We start from the raw sequence: 17,036 nt of genomic DNA on the forward strand, positions 1-17,036 counted from the left end.
TTACGCGGTGATTTTATGAGCATCTATACCAAAACAGGTGATGCGGGCACTACCGCCCTGTTCACCGGTCAACGCGTCAAAAAAAGTCATCCTCGGGTGGAAACCTACGGCGCCCTGGATGAACTGAATGCGGCACTTAGCCTGTGTGCCCGCGTGGCACAAGGTGAAGAAAACCTTCAGTTACTCGATGCCGTACAACATCAGCTGTTTTATTTCAGCGCCGAACTGGCCAGTGAGGGCAGCGAAACCCCACCCAGTGGGCGAAAAAGTATTAGTGAAACCGATATTCAAGCACTGGAACAGGCGGTGGACCGCTGCATGGCGCAACTGCCACCGGTGCACGGTTTTATCCTGCCCGGTAACACTGAAGCTGGGAGCCGCTTACATTTTGCCCGCACCTTGGCGCGGCGCTGCGAGCGGCGGTTAATCGAACTGGCCGAGCAAGTGCCGGTGCGTCCGGTGTTATTGCAGTATCTCAACCGGCTATCGGACTGCTTGTATGCCCTGGCCCGCGATGAAGACCAACGCCAGACATTGCAACAAACAGCACAAACCGTGCTGGCACGCTATTTAGCCGCAACCACGGAGAAACCCGTAGCGGCCATTCAGCCCGCGCGCGCTGGACTGGGATTTTCTGATGTTCATCAACTGGTTAAGTTAGCGGTTGAAGCCGCCATGCAATTACAAATTGCCGTAGTGGTGGCACTGGTCGACCGCCACGGCAACATGATTATGACCTACCGTATGCCAGATACCCTGCTGGTCAGCAGCGAGCTGGCACCGAAAAAGGCCTGGACCGCTGTCGCCATGAAAACCGCTACCCACCAACTCAGTGCAGCCATTCAACCGGGTGCCGACCTATTCCAGTTAGAAGCCAGCACCGGCGGCAAAGTGGTGAGTTTTGGTGGCGGCTACCCACTGTGGCGTGACGGCCAATTGGTGGGAGGTTTAGGGATAAGCGGCGGTAGCGTCGAACAAGATATGCACATAGCAGAAGCGGCCATATCGGCTTTACATCTGAGGAATGAATAATGAATACCAATGACCTTGAATCGCTCATTCGCACTATCCTCACCGAGCAACTGACGCCGGTCACGGCCCCTGCCTCCAGCGCCATTTTTGCCAGCGTGGATGAAGCCATTAATGCCGCTCACCGCGCGTTTTTACGCTATCAGCAAAGCCCGATGAAAACCCGCAGCGCCATTATCCGCGCTATCCGTGAGCAATTAAAGCCACAACTTGTCTCTCTGTCCGAGCGCGGTGCCAGTGAAACCGGCATGGGTAATAAAGAAGATAAATTCCTGAAAAACAAAGCGGCACTGGAAAACACTCCGGGTATTGAAGACTTATCTACCACCGCCCTGACCGGTGATGGCGGCATGGTGTTATTCGAATATTCACCCTTCGGCGTTATTGGTTCAGTCGCCCCCAGCACTAATCCAACCGAAACCATTATTAATAACAGTATCAGTATGTTGGCAGCGGGTAATGCCGTCTATTTCAGCCCCCACCCCGGTGCTAAAGCCGTGTCATTGGATCTCATCGCCCAAATTGAAGCGATCATTTTCAACAGTTGCGGCATTCGCAATCTGGTGGTGACAGTAAAAGAACCGAGTTTCGCAGCCACCCAACAGATGATGGCACACGACAAAATTGCCGTACTCGCTATTACTGGTGGCCCGGCCATTGTGGCGATGGGCATGAAAAGCGGTAAGAAAGTGATTGGTGCCGGTGCGGGTAACCCACCTTGTCTGGTGGATGAAACCGCCGAGTTAGTTAAAGCGGCGCAGGATATCGTGGCGGGCGCTTCATTTGACTACAACCTGCCGTGCATTGCCGAGAAAAGCCTGATCGTGGTGGAAAGTGTTGCCGACCGTTTATTGCAACAGATGCAGGCCTTCGATGCATTACTGATAAGCAATCCGCAACAGGTCGACAGCTTACGCAAAACCTGCCTGACGCCGCAGGGTCATGCCAATAAAAATCTGGTGGGTAAAAGCCCCATTGAACTGCTGAAAGCCGCTGGCATCACCTGCCCGGCTAAAGCCCCGCGCCTGTTGTTGGTCGAAGTGGCTGGTGATGATCCACTGGTCACTACCGAACAATTGATGCCGCTGTTACCGGTGGTGCGGGTAAAGGATTTCGATGCGGCCCTGACATTGGCACTGCACGTCGAGGGCGGCCTGCATCATACCGCAACCATGCACTCGCAAAATGTCTCGCGCTTGAATCTGGCTGCTCGTTTGTTGCAAACCTCCATTTTTGTCAAAAATGGCCCGTCCTATGCCGGGATAGGTGTCGGCGGTGAAGGCTTTACCACCTTTACTATTGCCACCCCGACTGGTGAGGGTACTACCTCGGCGCGTACCTTTGCACGTCAACGCCGCTGTGTACTGACTAATGGCTTCTCTATTCGCTGAGCGAGGATGTATGAAAACTTTTTTCCTGCAAACACGCATTTATAGCGGGGAAGGCAGCCTCAAGGTGCTGCAACGCTTTCATCAGCGCAAAATCTGGATAGTTTGCGATGGCTTTTTAGCCACCTCTCCGCTGCTGGATAAACTGAGACAAGCCTTGCCCGCCGACAACCAGATTACCCTGTTCAGCGATATCACGCCGGATCCGAATATCGCCACCGTGGTGAAGGGGATTGAGCAGATGCAAGCGCTGCGCCCCGACATAGTGATCGGTTTTGGTGGTGGTTCGGCACTGGATGCCGCCAAAGCCATTGTCTGGTTTAGCCGTAAACAAGGGCTGGAGATAGAAACCTGTATCGCCATCCCGACCACCAGCGGCACTGGCTCTGAGGTCACCAGCGCTTGTGTGATAAGTGATCCGGAGAAAAGCATTAAATATCCCATCTTTGACGATGAAATTTATCCTGATATCGCCATTTTGGATGCCGCACTGGTGGCGAGTGTGCCCGCCGTCATTACCGCCAATACCGGATTGGATGTGTTGACTCATGCGCTGGAGGCCTATGTATCACCGCGCGCCAGTGATTTTACCGATGCACTGGCAGAAAAAGCGGTGCAACTGGTATTTCGCCATCTGGCAACCGCCTGCCGTAAAGGTGACTGCCTGATAACCCGCGGCAAAATGCACAATGCCTCGACGCTGGCCGGCATAGCATTCAGTCAGGCGGGTCTGGGTATCAATCATGCCATCGCCCACCAATTGGGGGGGCAATTCCACATTGCTCACGGCTTAGCGAATGCCCTGTTGCTGGTGCCGGTGATTCGCTTTAACGCCGCAGATGCGCGAGCGCGTAAGCGCTATGCAAGATTGGCGAAGCTGTGCCATTTCAGCCCGGCCAATGGCGATGATCGCAGTGCAGTCAATCAGTTGGTTCACCAAATTGAGCAGCTAAAACGCCAGTGCGGGTTACCTCAGCCGTTGGCGGCAATGAAAGTTAATGAGCGCCAATTGCAGCAACATCTCCCCGACATGATTGCAGCAGCCCTTGCCGACGTGACATTGCGCACCAACCCGCGCCCAGCCAGCGACCAGGATATCCGTGGGATTATCGAGGCGCTTTATGAGTGATATGCAGATGCCAGAGGCCAACATGCTGCGCTCGCCGCCCACTTATGGCGAACTGACGCCCTGTGATGCCGCGACTATCCAACAGCGTGTGCGTGACGCCGGTGTGGTCGGAGCCGGTGGTGCCGGGTTCCCCACCGCGGTGAAGTTACAGGCACAGGCCGAGATTTTCCTGGTCAATGCCGCTGAATGTGAACCGATGTTGAAAGTGGATCAGCAATTGATCCCACGTCAGGCGGCACGGCTGGTGCGCGGCGTGCTGTATGGCATGAAAGCCACCGGCGCATGCGAAGGCATCATTGCGCTGAAAGCTAAATATGAGGAGGCCATTGCAGCGCTGACGCCGCTGCTGCCACCACAGATTCGGCTGCATATTTTACCCGATGTTTACCCCGCCGGAGATGAAGTGATCACCATCTGGCTGGCAACCGGTCGCCGGGTTCCACCTGCGGCGCTGCCCATCAGCATTGGGGTGGTGGTGAATAACGTGCAAACCCTGCTCAACGTGGCCCGCGCCGTTGAACAGCAGTGGTCGGTCACCCGCCGAACGCTCACAGTGAATGGTGCCGTAGCCCGGCCATTGACCTTGACGGTGCCACTGGGCACGTCACTGCGGGAAGTGTTGGCTTTGGCGGGTGGCGAGACCATTAATAACCCTGCTTATATTAATGGTGGCCCGATGATGGGCCATGCCCTGCATGACCTTGATCAGCCCGTCACCAAAACCACTGGCGGCCTGCTAGTGTTACCCGCTGACCATCTGCTGATCACCCGCCGCGCCCGCAGTGATAAGGATGTGCTTGCCATCGCCCGCACCGTCTGCGAACAGTGCCGCATGTGTACCGAACTCTGCCCGCGCCACCTTATCGGCCATGAATTACCGCCGCACCTGTTGGTACGGGCGATTATCTACCAGCAAGTCGCCACGCCAGATATTTTGCTCAGCGCCCTGACCTGCTCGGAATGCAGTCTGTGTGAAAGCTATGCCTGCCCGGTGGATATCTCGCCGATGCGCATTAACCGCCTGCTGAAAACTCAGTTACGTGCGCAGGGTGCCCGCTATCAAGGGGAGCTGCGCGCAGCTGACCCGATGGCGAAATACCGCATGGTGCCAACAGCTCGGCTGATCGCCCGCTTGAATTTAACCGACTGGTATCAGGCGGCACCCTTTAGTGAGAAGCCCTATCAGCCACAACAGGTGATATTGCCATTGCGCCAGCATATCGGCGCTGCCGCAGAGGCCATCGTCGCAGTGGGTGATCAGGTAGAACAGGGCCAATTAATTGGGCAAATCCCGCATAACGCCTTGGGTGCACCACTGCATGCCAGTATCAGCGGCGTGGTTACTGCCATTAGTGGCAGTGCCATCACGATAAGTCGCGGCTGACCGTGTTTTTTAAAGAGGAATCGGCATGTCACAAGCCATTGGAATTGTTGAATTAAGCAGTATTGCCAAAGGGATGGAAGTCTGCGACCTGATGCTAAAAAGTGCCAACGTCGACCTGTTGGTCAGCAAAACCCTGTGCCCCGGCAAGTATTTGCTGATAGTGGGAGGTGATATCGGGGCGGTAACTCAGTCGGTACAAAATGGTGAACGGCACAGCGGTCACTTATTGGTCGACAGCATCGTTTTGCCCAATCTTCATCCGTCAGTATTGCCCGCCATCAGCGGCCTGAACCCGGTGGAAAACCGTCAGGCGGCAGGTGTGGTGGAGACCTGGAGTGTTGTGGCCTGCATTACCGCCGCCGACCGTGCAGTGAAAGCCGCCAATGTCACTCTGGTACGTATTCATATGGCTTTTGGTATCGGTGGCAAATGTTATCAAGTGCTTAGCGGTGACATTGCCGATGTGCAAACCGCCGTCGAGGTCGCCAGCCAATGTGCTGGTGAAAAGGGATTATTGATATACAGCTCAGTTATCCCACGGCCCCATGAGGCGCTGTGGCGTCAGTTAGTTCAGGAGGCATGATGGAAGCGAATAGCACCCCCGAGCGCGTGATCCAGGAATATGTGCCCGGTAAACAGATAACCCTGGCGCACCTGATAGCCAACCCTAACAAGGCGCTTTATAAAAAACTGGGGCTAAACGATGTCAGCAGCGCCATTGGCATTTTGACCATTACCCCCAGTGAAGCCTCGATTATTGCCAGTGATATCGCCACCAAATCCGGCGCAGTCGAGATTGGTTTTATTGACCGATTTACCGGTGCCGTGGTGTTTACCGGCGATGTTTCCGCGGTGGAATACGCATTGAAACAGGTGATTCACACCTTGGGTGACATGATGAAATTCACTGCCTGCCCGATGACCCGGACCTGATGCCATGCAACGCATCATGTTGATTGGCCCCAGTCAGTGCGGCAAAACCTCGCTGATTCAGCGCTTACGCGGCGAGACGCTGAATTACCAGAAAACCCAGTCCATTATCTGGCAGGACAATGCCATAGATACGCCGGGTGAATATCTGGAAAACCGCTGTTTATACAGTGCGTTATTAGCCAGCGCTTGTGAAGCCGATGTGGTGGGGTTGGTACAAAATGCCGATGCCACGCAGAGCTGGTTTGCGCCAATGCTGGCGCAGGTTTTCAACAAGCCGGTGATTGGCATCATCAGTAAAGCCGATACCGTCAGCCACACCGAGCAACTGGGCTGGGCGGCGGATTGCCTGACCCAAGCGGGCGCACAACATATTTTTATCACCTCGGCGCAAACCGGCGAGGGGTTAACTGACCTTATGACTTATTTAAAACATTGTGGAGCGTCGCATGCCCGGTAAGATTATGGCGATTAACGCCGGCAGTTCTTCGTTGAAATTTCAGCTATTTTCCATGCTAAATGAACAGACCGGCCAACATCACGAGCAGGTGCTATGTCAGGGATTAATTGAACGCATTGGGATGGATGATGCGATATTTAACCTGCGAGTCGGTGATGTACAATGGCGAGAAACCTTACCCATAGCGGATTGCCGTCAAGGCGCTGAATACCTGCTTAGGGCGCTGATTGAGCACAATATTATTGACTCATTGGACGAAATCATTGGCGTCGGTCATCGTGTCGCCCACGGTGGTGAAACCTTTGCCGATTCGGTACTGATTACCCCGCAAGTGCTGGATAAAATTGAACAGCTTGGCACATTAGCGCCGCTGCATAACCCGGTGAATGCATTAGGTATTCGCGTGTTCCAGCTTGCCCTGCCCCATGCCAGCGCCGTGGCAGTATTTGATACCGCATTCCATCAAACATTGAGTCAGACCTCATACCTATACCCGCTGCCGTGGCGCTATTACGAAGAGTTGGGCATTCGTCGTTACGGCTTTCACGGCACCAGTCATAAATATGTCAGTGCGGTCTGTGCTGAGCGGATGGGCCAGCCCTTGGCAGCGTTACGTATTGTCTCCTGCCATCTCGGCAATGGTTCCAGTATTTGCGCTATCGGCCACGGGAAGTCCGTCAATACCTCGATGGGATTTACCCCCCAGGCAGGGGTAATGATGGGCACCCGTAGCGGCGATATTGATCCGTCAATCCTGCCTTTTATTCAGCAAACAGAAGGCAAAAGTGCGGTTGAAATTAACCACCTGATCAATAACCAATCCGGTTTGCTGGGTATCTCCGGTATTTCTCATGATTATCGTGATGTAGAACAAGCCGCCGATAACGGCAACCGCCGTGCAGCATTGGCTCTTGAACTGTTCGCTGAGCGGATCCGCGCCGTGATTGGCAGCTATATCGTGCAATTGGGGGGAATTGATGCGCTGATCTTTACCGGCGGTATTGGTGAAAACTCACGCAGCGCCCGCCAGCAGATATGCCGGGAGCTGGCATTCCTGGGGATTGAACTGGATCAAGAGAAAAACATGAGAAATCAGTTCTTTATTCAGCAAGACACCGCACCGGTACAAATTGCCATCGTCAATACCAATGAAGAATTAATGATCGCCCGTGATGTCCTGCGCGTGGCACTGAACCTGCCGGTACAACCGGCCCTCGCCACACAATGAGAGGCAATATGAAAAGTGGAAAAGTTTGGCTAGTCGGAGCGGGGCCAGGGGATGCAGCGCTGATTACAGTAAAAGGCTTACAGGCCATTCGTCGTGCTGAAGCGCTGGTCTATGACCGGTTAGTCTGTGCGGAATTATTGGCCGAGGCACCAGAGGGTTGTGAAATGATTAATGTGGGCAAAACCCCCAACCATCATTTGGTGCCACAACCGCAAATCAATGAAATTTTGGTGGATTGTGCTCAACGCGGCTTGAATGTAGTGCGGCTAAAAGGCGGCGACCCTTATGTCTTCGGCCGTGGCGGAGAAGAAGCCGAAGCACTGGCTCTGGCGGATATTCCGTTTGAAGTGGTGCCGGGAATCAGCTCCGCCATCGGTGGATTGGCCTATGCGGGTATCCCGGTGACCCATCGTGATTATGCCTCCGGTTTTCATGTGGTTACCGGCCATTTACGTCAGGGCAATGAGCCACAGGATTGGGCAACACTGGCAAAACTGGAAGGTACATTGATTATTCTGATGGGCATGGCGCAACTGACCACCATTTGCCAGCAACTGATTGCTGGAGGCAAAGCGCCCACCACACCTGCGGCGGTGGTGATGTATGCCAGCCACCAGCAGCAGCAAGTGGCCAGTGGCACTCTGACCACGTTAGCTGATCAAGTTGCGGCGCAAGGATTATCAGCCCCGGCACTGATTGTTATTGGTGATGTGGTGCGCCTGCGCGACCTACTGGCATTCACACCAGAAGTGTTGGCGCTAAACTCAATTCCCTCGCTTATGGTAATCTAAATGCACAACCTAAATAGGGGAATAACGCAGCAATGAGCGAACATGGCGGGAATGTGCTGGAAATGGCACTGAAAATTGGGACAAACGCAGAGAATATCATCGATTTCAGTGCCAATATTAATCCGTTGGGAATGCCAGACTCCCTAAAAATCGCCATTGTTGAACAGTTAGTGCGCGCGGAGCGCTACCCCGATGTGGAATATCGCCAGTTGCATGATGCACTGGCCCGCGCTCACCATTGTTTGCCGGAAAATATCATGGCAGGCAATGGTGCAACCGAACTCATTTATGCCGTAGTGCATTATCTGCAACCACGCACGGCCCTGCTGCTGACACCGGGTTTTGCTGAATACCGTCGCGCCCTGCAACGGGTCGGTTGCCAGATTGATGATTATCAGATGAGTGAAGCTGATGGCTATCAGCCCGATGAGCGGCTGCTGGCGGTATTAGAACAGCAGCGCCCTGACTGCCTGTTTCTGGCAACCCCCAATAACCCGACTGGATTAATGCCAGATGCTGATCTGCTGCAAGCTATTGTACGCTGCTGCCATCAATACCAAATTGCGTTAATTGTTGATGAAGCTTTTATTGATTTCCTTCCTGATGCGCCGGGACTTATCCCACAATTAGCTGATTTCCCGCACCTTTATGTATTGCGCTCACTGACCAAGTTTTTCGCTATTCCGGGGTTGCGGTTGGGATATTTGCTTAGCGGCGATTTGAAGGGCATCGAGCAGATGAAACAACAGCGCGAACCCTGGACCATCAATGCCTTCGCCGCGCTGGCAGGTGAGATTATTCTCGATGACCAGCCTTATATTCAAGCCACTCATGAATGGTTGGCACAGCAGCAGCATTGGCTATATCAGCAATTATGCACCATTCCCACATTGCAGGTGTGGCAAGGTTGCGCCAACTATCTTTTCCTGCGCTGTTTGATGCCGGAAATAGCGCTACAACCGGCATTATTACAGCACCATATTCTGATTCGCCATTGCGCTAATTACCCCGGACTGACCCGCGACCACTATCGTGTGGCCATCAAAAGTGCAACGGACAATCAACGACTGGTCACCGCGTTACAACAGGTTTTTAGCCATGGCTGAGGCCCGTTGCCCCGCCTCCTGTGGTGAGTTGATTCAGGGCTGGATACTGGGTGGGGAGAAGCTCATTTCTTGCCCGATAAACTGGTTTAGCACGGTATCAGTGACCGATGGTGTGCCGGGCAGCCACGAACGGCCACGGATGCGCCAAATGCTGAAAGCTGTATTGGCTTATTTTGACCAACCAGCAGAGATGGCCCGTGGCCTGCATATCAATTTTGATTCCACCATTCCGGTGGCAAAAGGGTTAGCCAGCAGCACCGCAGATATTGCCGCCACTGCTCTGGCAACCGCGCGTCACTTGGGGGAAACACTGGATGAAGCTGCACTGGCTGCCCTGTGTGTCAGCCTTGAACCCACTGACAGCACCCTGTTTCAACGGCTGACCCTGTTTGATCATCAAACCGCCGCCACACAAATTGCTTATGATTGGCAACCCAGCGTGGATATTCTGCTGCTGGAAAGCCCACAATGCCTCAACACCGAGGATTATCATCGTCGACACCGCCAGACAGCCCTACTGGCAAGCGCCCCATCGTTAGAACAAGCATGGCAACTGTTTACGCAGGCCGCTGAGCACCATGATTGCGCCCTGCTAGGCCAGTCCACCACACTTAGCGCACAGGCCAGCCAACATCTGCTAGTTAAACCCAACTTCTGCGCTCTGCTGGAATTAGTCGAAGAGCTGGATTTATATGGACTGAATGTGGCACACAGCGGCAGTGTGGTGGGGTTATTATTAGACCGTCAACTCCATGATGTAGAACAGCTTTATTGGCAATTACAACAGCGCAATATCACACAAAATTACCCAAACCAACACTTATTAACTATGGTGCCCGGCGGGGTGCGGTAACCCCATTTGGCTGCCGTTTAACACGGAAAACCATCAAACCAGAATGTCCATGTAAATAGCGCTGTTATTACCCTTTCCCCTACCATTTTTATGCAACTCTCGTTGTCTTTCCCCTCAGAATCATGACGCCAGTCACAAACAGGGAAAGCAGCTATTTTATCCATGTAAATAGCATTTATAGATATGGGGAAAATGGCTATCGAGGCAGTAGAGTCCACCTACGGGAAATGTAGTGCAGATGTGAAATTTGCTTCCCGCTAAATCTTCACTTTTTTAAAAACATAAATAAAACTTAATTAATACAGAATATTACGCCAACACCTAACTACGATAACCTCAACCTACATTAGCTCCGGGAGCCTTAGATGAAAAAACTGAGTGTAAAAACGTTATTGGCGGCCAGTCTGTTTAGCATGATGGTGTGCTCAGGCAGTGCTTTGGCGCAAGAAGTCGAAGTCGTCAATATTTCGAAAATAGCCGGAATGCCTTGGTTCAACCGTATGGGCGAAGGGGTAGAACGTGCCGGTAAAGATCTCGGGATCAAAGCCTATCAAGTCGGCCCATCCAGCACCGATGCCCCACAACAAGTGAAAATCATTGAAGATTTAATCGCCAAGAAAGTCAGCGCCATCAGTATCGTGCCAAACGATGCTGATGTGCTGGAACCAGTATTCAAGAAAGCGCGCGATGCTGGCATCGTGGTATTAACCAACGAATCTCCGGGGCAGCCTAGCGCTAACTGGGATATCGAAATCATTGATAACGCCAAATTCGCTGCCGACAACGTGGAAGAAATGGCAAAAGCTATGGGTGGTAAAGGCGGCTATGTGATTTATGTCGGTAGCCTGACCGTGCCGCAACATAACCTGTGGGCCGATTTGTTTGTTAAATACCAGAAAGAGCATTACCCGGAAATGTTTGAAGTGACCAGCCGTATGCCTGTTGCCGAGAGCATTGATGACTCACGCCGCACCACACTGGATTTGATGAAAGCGCATAGTGATTTGAAAGGTATTGTGGCTTTCGGTTCACAAGGCCCGATTGGTGCAGGCCGTGCAGTGAAAGAAAAACGGGCGAAAAATAATGTCCATGTGTTCGGCATGATGATCCCATCTCAGGCTGCATCGCTGGTTAAAAGTGGCGATATCGCCATGGGCGTAACTTATGACCCAGGTTCTGCTGGTTATGCCATGACTGCCGTGGCTGACAAGGTACTGAAAGGCGAGAAAATCGAAACAGGCATGGAGATCCCTGGAGTAGGTAAAGCGGAAGTTGATCAAGCTAAGCACCTGATTCAGTTCCACAATGTGTTGCGAGTTACCAAAGATAACGTGGATTCGCTGTATTGATTCACTGAGTTATTGCAGAGCCTGGCTCCAGTTTGGCTCTGCAATTAATAAAAAAACCAGCCAATAAGTTTAGAAGATAGAAGGGGTTAACGCTCCCAGGGGCACTCCGGCGGCTTACGCCGCTACGACCCCAACGGAACGCTTCCCCTTCAATTAATATTGCTACAGCCTCATTGCTGCAGTGCCTTGTCTGGTTTTTATGGTTTAGGTAGTATCTATTTGTATCCAGAGGATCTATGCAGCCATTTATTACCCTGGAAAATATCAGTAAAACCTTCTATGGCGTCAAAGCGCTGGATAAGGTGGCTATGACCCTGTTACCCGGTGAGGTGCATTGCCTTGCAGGACAAAACGGTTGCGGCAAATCCACACTGATCAAGATTATCTCCGGTGTTTATCAACCCGATACCGACGCCACGATGACTATCGATGGCAAAACCTATTCCACCCTGACTCCCATTGAATCTGTCCGGTTGGGGATTCAGGTGATTTATCAAGACTTATCGTTATTCCCCAATTTGACCGTGGCTGAGAATATCGCCATGAACCATTATCACCATCATCTGTGGGTGAACAAACGCCAGATGCGGGAAACTGCCGAGCGTGTCATCAAGAGCATTGGTGCCCATCTTAATCTGGATGAATTGGTTGAAGACCTCCCCATCGCCCAGAAACAGTTAGTCGCCATCTGCCGTGCGCTGGCGCAGGATGCCCGGCTGATTGTGATGGATGAACCCACCGCATCTCTAACCCGGCAAGAGGTTAACGGCTTGCTGCGGGTGGTGCATGAACTGAAATCACGCAATATCTGCGTGGTATTTGTCAGCCACCGGTTGAGCGAAGTGCTGGAAATTTCAGACCGTATTACCGTGCTCAAAGATGGTCATTGGGTCGGAACTTACCCTGCCGCTGAAGTTGATAATGCACGGCTGGCCTGGCTGATGACCGGTATGAAGTTTGATTTTCAGGTGCTGCCACCCTATAGCGCCTCACTTGCACCCGTGCTGGCAGTGGAAGAACTTTCCCGTGGCAATGAATATCACGATATCTCACTGACATTGCATCCCGGTGAAATTGTCTCACTGGTTGGCTTACTGGGTTCTGGCCGCACAGAATTGTGCCTTAGCCTATTTGGTTTGACTACACCAGAGTCAGGCACCATTCGTATCAATGATAAACCGATGTATTTTACCAGTAACCGCGATGCTATTGCCGCTGGCGTGGGTTATGTCTCAGAAGATCGCATGAGTACCGGACTGATTATGGAGCAATCAATCCGTGACAATATCAGCGCCACTGTTTTACATCGGCTTAAAAACACTTTCCACCTGATGCGTACCGAGCGAGTCGATACATTGGTCGAAGACATGGTTAAGCACCTGTCTATCAAAATTGGTAATAGCGATTTGCCGGTCAATACCTTATCTGGCGGTAATGCACAGCGTATTGCTATTGCCAAATGGCTGGCAACCGACCCACAAATATTGATTCTCGACTCACCAACCGTTGGAGTAGATATCGCCAATAAAGCCGGTATTTATAATATTATCAATGCACTGGCAGCACGGGGAATTGCGGTATTAATGGTTTGCGATGAAATTGATGAAGCCTACTTTAACAGCCACCGTATTTTAGTAATGCGGTCTGGGCGGCTGGTGCAGGAGTTCTTGCCAGGTAACAGCAGCGAAGCAGCCATTGCGGAGGTAGTAAATGGCTAATCCCCATGCACTTAATAAACCTGATGTCGGTAAAAAAAGTTTATTCAATAAAGAACATCTGAAACGCCATGAAGTGATGCTGGCTTTCACTATATTGATTATTTCGACTTATCTTGCTTTCACCAGCCCAGATTTTCTGACGCTCGCCAATATTTATGACTTGATAAATAACTATGCCATGTTGACCATCTTGGCCTGTGGTTTATTTATCGTATTGATTTCTGGCGGTATTGATATTTCATTCCCGGCGATGACCATTATCTCGCAATATGTCATGGTGACATTAATTGTGAAGTTTGGTGGCAACTTCCCGGTGGCTTTCGCACTAGCCGGTGGTATCGGCTTATTATTAGGGTTAATTAATGCGCTGTTGGTTAATCGCCTGCGCGTACCGTCTATCATTATCACCATTTCCACGCTGAATATATTCTACGGATTACTGCTGTATCTCAGTCGTGGTGTCTGGCTATATACCTACCCGGAATGGTTCGAACATGGGCCGATGCTGTTCTCCTTCACCGCCGCCGATGGCTATGACTATGGTCTTTCGTTACCCATATTGACATTGCTGGCGACCATTATTGTCACGGCTCTGCTGATGACACGCACCAGTATTGGTCGGCAAATTTATGCATTAGGCGGTAATCAGGAAGCAGCTTCCCGTATGGGGTTCAGCATCCTCAAGCTGCAACTGTTTGTTTATGGCTATATGGGCTTTCTATCCGGCATCGCCGGTGTGGTGCAATCCTATACCGTCTTGACGGTAGCGCCCGACTCATTGCTCGGTTATGAACTCACCGTGCTGGCCGCCGTGGTGCTGGGTGGCACCAGTATTGTTGGCGGACGCGGCACCCTAACCGGCACTCTGCTGGGGGTGATTTTGCTGGCAATATTGCAAAATGGTTTGAATTTACTGGGTATTTCGTCGTACTGGCATACCGTGGTTATCGGTCTGGTGATTGTCATCAGTATCAGTGTGACCGCCTGGGGCCAACGTCATAAGGTAGGGATATAACCATGTCGAAAACAACTCAACGTGATCATACCGAGCACTGGTTACTGGCTTTATTGGTGCTGGTTTCTATCGGGTTTAGCCTGTTTATTCCTTACGTGTTCTGGTCGACGGCTAACTTTCAATCTATCGCTTCACAAATCCCGGTCGCCGGAGTATTAACACTGGCGATGGCGATTACCATGCTGACCGGCGGTATCAACCTGTCAATTATTGCGACTGCGAATGCCAGTGCACTGGTAATGGCCTGGGTGTGTACCCATCTGGAACCCACATTCAGCTCAATGGTATTGATGTTGCTGGCAGGAGCTTCGGTCGCTTTGGTGGTGGGGCTTATCAATGGGGTGCTTATCTCGGTGGTGCGGGTCTCCCCTATTTTGGCGACACTGGGCATCATGACCTTGCTCAAAGGCGTGAATGTGCTTATTTCCAAAGGATCGGCGATTTCTAATTTCCCTAACTATGTGCTGGCGTTGGATCGTAGCTATTTTCTCGGGGTTCCGGTACCACTTTATCTGTTTGCTGCGGTGGCGTTGCTTATCTGGCTTATTTTGGCCAAGACCCCGCTTGGCCGCCAGGTATACCTGTCCGGCTCCAATGAAAAAGCCACTTTCTTCTCCGGAATTAATACTCGCCGCACGTTGATTTGGGTGTACGTGATTTCATCATTACTGTGCGCCGTCGCGGCCTTATTGATGATGTCCAAGCTCAACTCCGCTAAAGCCTCCTATGGCGAGTCACTGTTACTTATCACTATCCTGGCAACGGTGTTAGGTGGGGTTAACCCTGATGGCGGGTTTGGTAAGATTGTCGGCATTGTGTTAGCGCTGTTCCTGCTGCAAATGCTGGAGAGTGGGCTGAATATCATGGGCGTGAGTAGTTATATCACCATGGCCCTGTGGGGTTCATTACTGTTGGCATTTATCTTTGTCAAAGGTGCGAAGATCCCAGCGTTTCGTTTCTTACGGCAAAATAAACCGTCAAACTAAACACAATTTAGCCAAAAGAAAAGGCTGGCGATTAATGCCAGCCTTTCTATTAATAGCGGTAAAATACGCTATTTCACGTTGCGCTAAAGTTACTTAACTTCGCCCATCGCTTTCAGTTTTTTCGACAATTCACGGCGTTCTTTAGACAGATCTGCGTTTTTGATGATGTATTCATCGACACGATCTTCGTAGTCAACACGCATGTTAGCGATAATGGCTTGAACCTCTTCGATGCTCATCCCTGGCTTGATGTATTCACTCAGGTTATCGAGCAACAGAACGCGTTTTTGGTTATCACGAATTTTCTTTTCGTTATCAACGATTTCACGCTGCAACTTGTTTTTGCGACGGAACATACGCACAAACTCCAAAACGTCCTGGAAAGTTGGCTTACTTGCATTATCCATTTTCACACCTTCACTTAAGTTTTACACAAATTCAATTGCTGGTGACCAGGCTAGGTGAACCATACCGCTTTGTTATGCCTGATGACAAGATTCATTGGCTAAGCTTATCTTACCTGCTTTACCCGCCAGACAGAAATATCATCTGCCTTATAGCTCGACTGATTACCTGCTTAAGGTCATATTAATCAGATCGTCCAACTCCTCAAGCTGTTTGGTTAACTCCATACTCAACCAAACATAGCCATAAATCGGCGTTTCTATCTGCTGCTCTTGTGTCACGGCCAACATCAATGATTTCAGCTCAGTAGAGATTTCACTCAACTCAGCGGCCACCTCCCGTTCACGGGCAGGAGATCCATCACGCAAGCTGTCACTTAATGTATTCAAAGTGCGGATCGTCATCAACTGAGTACTGCGCAAGCCTTTGGCATTGAGCATAATAAAATGGCTTTCCCGCGATGACCAATAAGCATCCACCAGCAATTCCAGCGTGCAGATCAGGTTGCGGCTCAGTGTCTGAATAGCCTCAAAAACGTCTTTATTAATATGGGATTCTTTACTGGCAGGCGCAATAAAAGTACGCATTTTAACCGACTGACTGAGTGCAGCTTTTAATTTAGGTTCTAACCGTGGACGCTCGATAACATTGGGCGATAAATATGCCGCATAGATTTGGCTGATGGCCCGCAGATTATCACTCATCTGCATACGCCAATGGGTGAAGGCACGTTGTGGATAGATACTGGTGAAGACCAATGCCAATAATGAACCAAAAATAACATCACCGCTGCGCCACAGGGCGGTGGTCATATCCCCCGGCGCTGACCCACAAACCACCGCCAAGGTAATACCGATGAGCAAAGCCATATAGGGGCGCTTGCCCAACGTTAGGTAGCCGCACAAAAACATCACAACCCCACACCAAGCCAGCATAAGTGTTAAGGAATAAGACTCCAGATACAGAGCAATCAAGCCGGATATCGCACCAAAAACAGTACCGCCAATACGCTGCATCGCTCTGGTCAGCACATTGCCCCAATAGGATATCGGCCCCATCACCACCACTAATGTGATCAGCGGCCAGGTACCTTCCGGAATAGCCAGTAAGCGAATAATCAGAAATGTTAAGATAAACGCTAATGTAATACGTAAAGCGTGAGTGATGCGGTAATGGGTGTAGATCAAGTTATCCAATGGCGATATTTTTTTATTCAGGCGCACACATACCTACTTCCAATAAGATACCAAAATCTAAGTTTAGCT

At 51.1% G+C, this 17,036-nt stretch carries 17 protein-coding genes; 15 read left to right on the plus strand and 2 right to left on the minus strand.

The features are described from left to right. Nucleotides 1-15 precede the first annotated feature (15 nt). The 15 genes from HU019_RS13075 to HU019_RS13145 all read left to right on the plus strand — a co-directional run bounded on the left by HU019_RS13075 (nucleotide 16) and on the right by HU019_RS13145 (nucleotide 15,366). On the plus strand, nucleotides 16-1,032 hold the full coding sequence (locus HU019_RS13075; RefSeq protein WP_174847339.1) for a cob(I)yrinic acid a,c-diamide adenosyltransferase: 1,017 nt from the start codon (nucleotides 16-18) through the stop codon (nucleotides 1,030-1,032). Continuing rightward, nucleotides 1,032-2,420: an aldehyde dehydrogenase family protein gene (locus HU019_RS13080; RefSeq protein WP_174847340.1), complete on the plus strand. Its 1,389-nt coding sequence runs from the start codon at nucleotides 1,032-1,034 to the stop codon at nucleotides 2,418-2,420. Before HU019_RS13075 ends, HU019_RS13080 begins: the two co-directional genes overlap by 1 nt. Before the next feature lie 10 nt (nucleotides 2,421-2,430). Beyond that, on the plus strand, nucleotides 2,431-3,546 hold the full coding sequence (locus HU019_RS13085; protein WP_174847341.1) for a 1-propanol dehydrogenase PduQ: 1,116 nt from the start codon (nucleotides 2,431-2,433) through the stop codon (nucleotides 3,544-3,546). Then, nucleotides 3,539-4,930 carry a 4Fe-4S dicluster domain-containing protein gene (locus HU019_RS13090; RefSeq protein ID WP_320407017.1) on the plus strand — a complete coding sequence of 464 codons (1,392 nt, stop codon included), beginning with the start codon at nucleotides 3,539-3,541 and terminating at the stop codon, nucleotides 4,928-4,930. The genes HU019_RS13085 and HU019_RS13090 overlap by 8 nt, the downstream gene beginning before the upstream one ends. Before the next feature lie 25 nt (nucleotides 4,931-4,955). After that, nucleotides 4,956-5,513, plus strand: coding sequence for a BMC domain-containing protein (locus tag HU019_RS13095; RefSeq protein ID WP_174847342.1), 558 nt, complete (start codon nucleotides 4,956-4,958; stop codon nucleotides 5,511-5,513). After that, nucleotides 5,513-5,863, plus strand: coding sequence for a propanediol utilization microcompartment protein PduU (pduU, locus tag HU019_RS13100; RefSeq protein WP_005157716.1), 351 nt, complete (start codon nucleotides 5,513-5,515; stop codon nucleotides 5,861-5,863). Before HU019_RS13095 ends, pduU begins: the two co-directional genes overlap by 1 nt. Before the next feature lie 4 nt (nucleotides 5,864-5,867). Then, a complete protein-coding gene (locus HU019_RS13105) occupies nucleotides 5,868-6,320 on the plus strand; it encodes a EutP/PduV family microcompartment system protein (protein WP_174847343.1) in 453 nt (150 codons plus the stop codon). Beyond that, the gene (locus HU019_RS13110) at nucleotides 6,310-7,548 is read left to right on the plus strand and encodes an acetate/propionate family kinase (RefSeq protein ID WP_174847344.1); all 1,239 of its coding nucleotides are present in this window, start codon (nucleotides 6,310-6,312) and stop codon (nucleotides 7,546-7,548) included. Before HU019_RS13105 ends, HU019_RS13110 begins: the two co-directional genes overlap by 11 nt. An 8-nt stretch (nucleotides 7,549-7,556) precedes the next feature. Beyond that, nucleotides 7,557-8,339, plus strand: coding sequence for a uroporphyrinogen-III C-methyltransferase (gene cobA, locus HU019_RS13115; RefSeq protein ID WP_174847345.1), 783 nt, complete (start codon nucleotides 7,557-7,559; stop codon nucleotides 8,337-8,339). 32 nt (nucleotides 8,340-8,371) lie between these two features. Next, nucleotides 8,372-9,445, plus strand: coding sequence for a threonine-phosphate decarboxylase CobD (gene cobD / locus HU019_RS13120; RefSeq protein WP_174847346.1), 1,074 nt, complete (start codon nucleotides 8,372-8,374; stop codon nucleotides 9,443-9,445). Continuing rightward, nucleotides 9,438-10,298: a GHMP family kinase ATP-binding protein gene (locus HU019_RS13125; protein WP_174847347.1), complete on the plus strand. Its 861-nt coding sequence runs from the start codon at nucleotides 9,438-9,440 to the stop codon at nucleotides 10,296-10,298. Before cobD ends, HU019_RS13125 begins: the two co-directional genes overlap by 8 nt. Nucleotides 10,299-10,711: 413 nt before the next feature. Then, nucleotides 10,712-11,647: an autoinducer 2 ABC transporter substrate-binding protein gene (locus tag HU019_RS13130; RefSeq protein WP_223300574.1), complete on the plus strand. Its 936-nt coding sequence runs from the start codon at nucleotides 10,712-10,714 to the stop codon at nucleotides 11,645-11,647. A gap of 236 nt (nucleotides 11,648-11,883) precedes the next feature. Then, on the plus strand, nucleotides 11,884-13,365 hold the full coding sequence (locus HU019_RS13135; RefSeq protein ID WP_174847348.1) for a sugar ABC transporter ATP-binding protein: 1,482 nt from the start codon (nucleotides 11,884-11,886) through the stop codon (nucleotides 13,363-13,365). Between the two features lie 76 nt (nucleotides 13,366-13,441). Continuing rightward, nucleotides 13,442-14,380, plus strand: a complete 939-nt coding sequence (locus HU019_RS13140) for an ABC transporter permease (protein WP_026018016.1) — start codon at nucleotides 13,442-13,444, stop codon at nucleotides 14,378-14,380. A 2-nt stretch (nucleotides 14,381-14,382) separates the two neighbouring features. Beyond that, entirely contained in the window at nucleotides 14,383-15,366 is a 984-nt protein-coding gene (locus HU019_RS13145) for an ABC transporter permease (RefSeq protein ID WP_174847350.1), read from the plus strand. 89 nt (nucleotides 15,367-15,455) lie between these two features. Here the strand turns inward: HU019_RS13145 and tmaR are convergent, their stop codons facing one another. Together tmaR and HU019_RS13155 are read right to left on the minus strand one after the other, a co-directional pair. Beyond that, nucleotides 15,456-15,773 (minus strand): PTS system regulator TmaR, encoded by a 318-nt coding sequence (gene tmaR, locus HU019_RS13150; protein ID WP_005157740.1) that lies wholly within the window; start codon nucleotides 15,771-15,773, stop codon nucleotides 15,456-15,458. A gap of 162 nt (nucleotides 15,774-15,935) precedes the next feature. Further along, nucleotides 15,936-16,994 carry an FUSC family protein gene (locus HU019_RS13155; protein ID WP_174847351.1) on the minus strand — a complete coding sequence of 353 codons (1,059 nt, stop codon included), beginning with the start codon at nucleotides 16,992-16,994 and terminating at the stop codon, nucleotides 15,936-15,938. Nucleotides 16,995-17,036: the final 42 nt, after the last annotated feature.

Origin of the sequence: Yersinia artesiana (assembly GCF_902726545.1) — a bacterium.
Lineage (GTDB): Bacteria > Pseudomonadota > Gammaproteobacteria > Enterobacterales > Enterobacteriaceae > Yersinia > Yersinia artesiana.

Bases quoted from the DNA above. Each gene is read 5' to 3' on its own strand.
- HU019_RS13130 (WP_223300574.1), top strand. From the start codon at position 10,712: ATGATGGTGTGCTCAGGCAGTGCTTTGGCGCAAGAAGTCGAAGTCGTC.
- HU019_RS13110 (WP_174847344.1), top strand. From the start codon at position 6,310: ATGCCCGGTAAGATTATGGCGATTAACGCCGGCAGTTCTTCGTTGAAA.
- cobA (WP_174847345.1), top strand. From the start codon at position 7,557: ATGAAAAGTGGAAAAGTTTGGCTAGTCGGAGCGGGGCCAGGGGATGCA.
- HU019_RS13085 (WP_174847341.1), top strand. From the start codon at position 2,431: ATGAAAACTTTTTTCCTGCAAACACGCATTTATAGCGGGGAAGGCAGC.
- HU019_RS13140 (WP_026018016.1), top strand. From the start codon at position 13,442: ATGCTGGCTTTCACTATATTGATTATTTCGACTTATCTTGCTTTCACC.
- HU019_RS13080 (WP_174847340.1), top strand. From the start codon at position 1,032: ATGAATACCAATGACCTTGAATCGCTCATTCGCACTATCCTCACCGAG.
- HU019_RS13095 (WP_174847342.1), top strand. From the start codon at position 4,956: ATGTCACAAGCCATTGGAATTGTTGAATTAAGCAGTATTGCCAAAGGG.
- HU019_RS13075 (WP_174847339.1), top strand. From the start codon at position 16: ATGAGCATCTATACCAAAACAGGTGATGCGGGCACTACCGCCCTGTTC.
- cobD (WP_174847346.1), top strand. From the start codon at position 8,372: ATGAGCGAACATGGCGGGAATGTGCTGGAAATGGCACTGAAAATTGGG.
- HU019_RS13135 (WP_174847348.1), top strand. From the start codon at position 11,884: ATGCAGCCATTTATTACCCTGGAAAATATCAGTAAAACCTTCTATGGC.
- HU019_RS13105 (WP_174847343.1), top strand. From the start codon at position 5,868: ATGCAACGCATCATGTTGATTGGCCCCAGTCAGTGCGGCAAAACCTCG.
- HU019_RS13125 (WP_174847347.1), top strand. From the start codon at position 9,438: ATGGCTGAGGCCCGTTGCCCCGCCTCCTGTGGTGAGTTGATTCAGGGC.
- HU019_RS13090 (WP_320407017.1), top strand. From the start codon at position 3,539: ATGAGTGATATGCAGATGCCAGAGGCCAACATGCTGCGCTCGCCGCCC.
- tmaR (WP_005157740.1), bottom strand. From the start codon at position 15,773: ATGGATAATGCAAGTAAGCCAACTTTCCAGGACGTTTTGGAGTTTGTG.
- pduU (WP_005157716.1), top strand. From the start codon at position 5,513: ATGGAAGCGAATAGCACCCCCGAGCGCGTGATCCAGGAATATGTGCCC.
- HU019_RS13145 (WP_174847350.1), top strand. From the start codon at position 14,383: ATGTCGAAAACAACTCAACGTGATCATACCGAGCACTGGTTACTGGCT.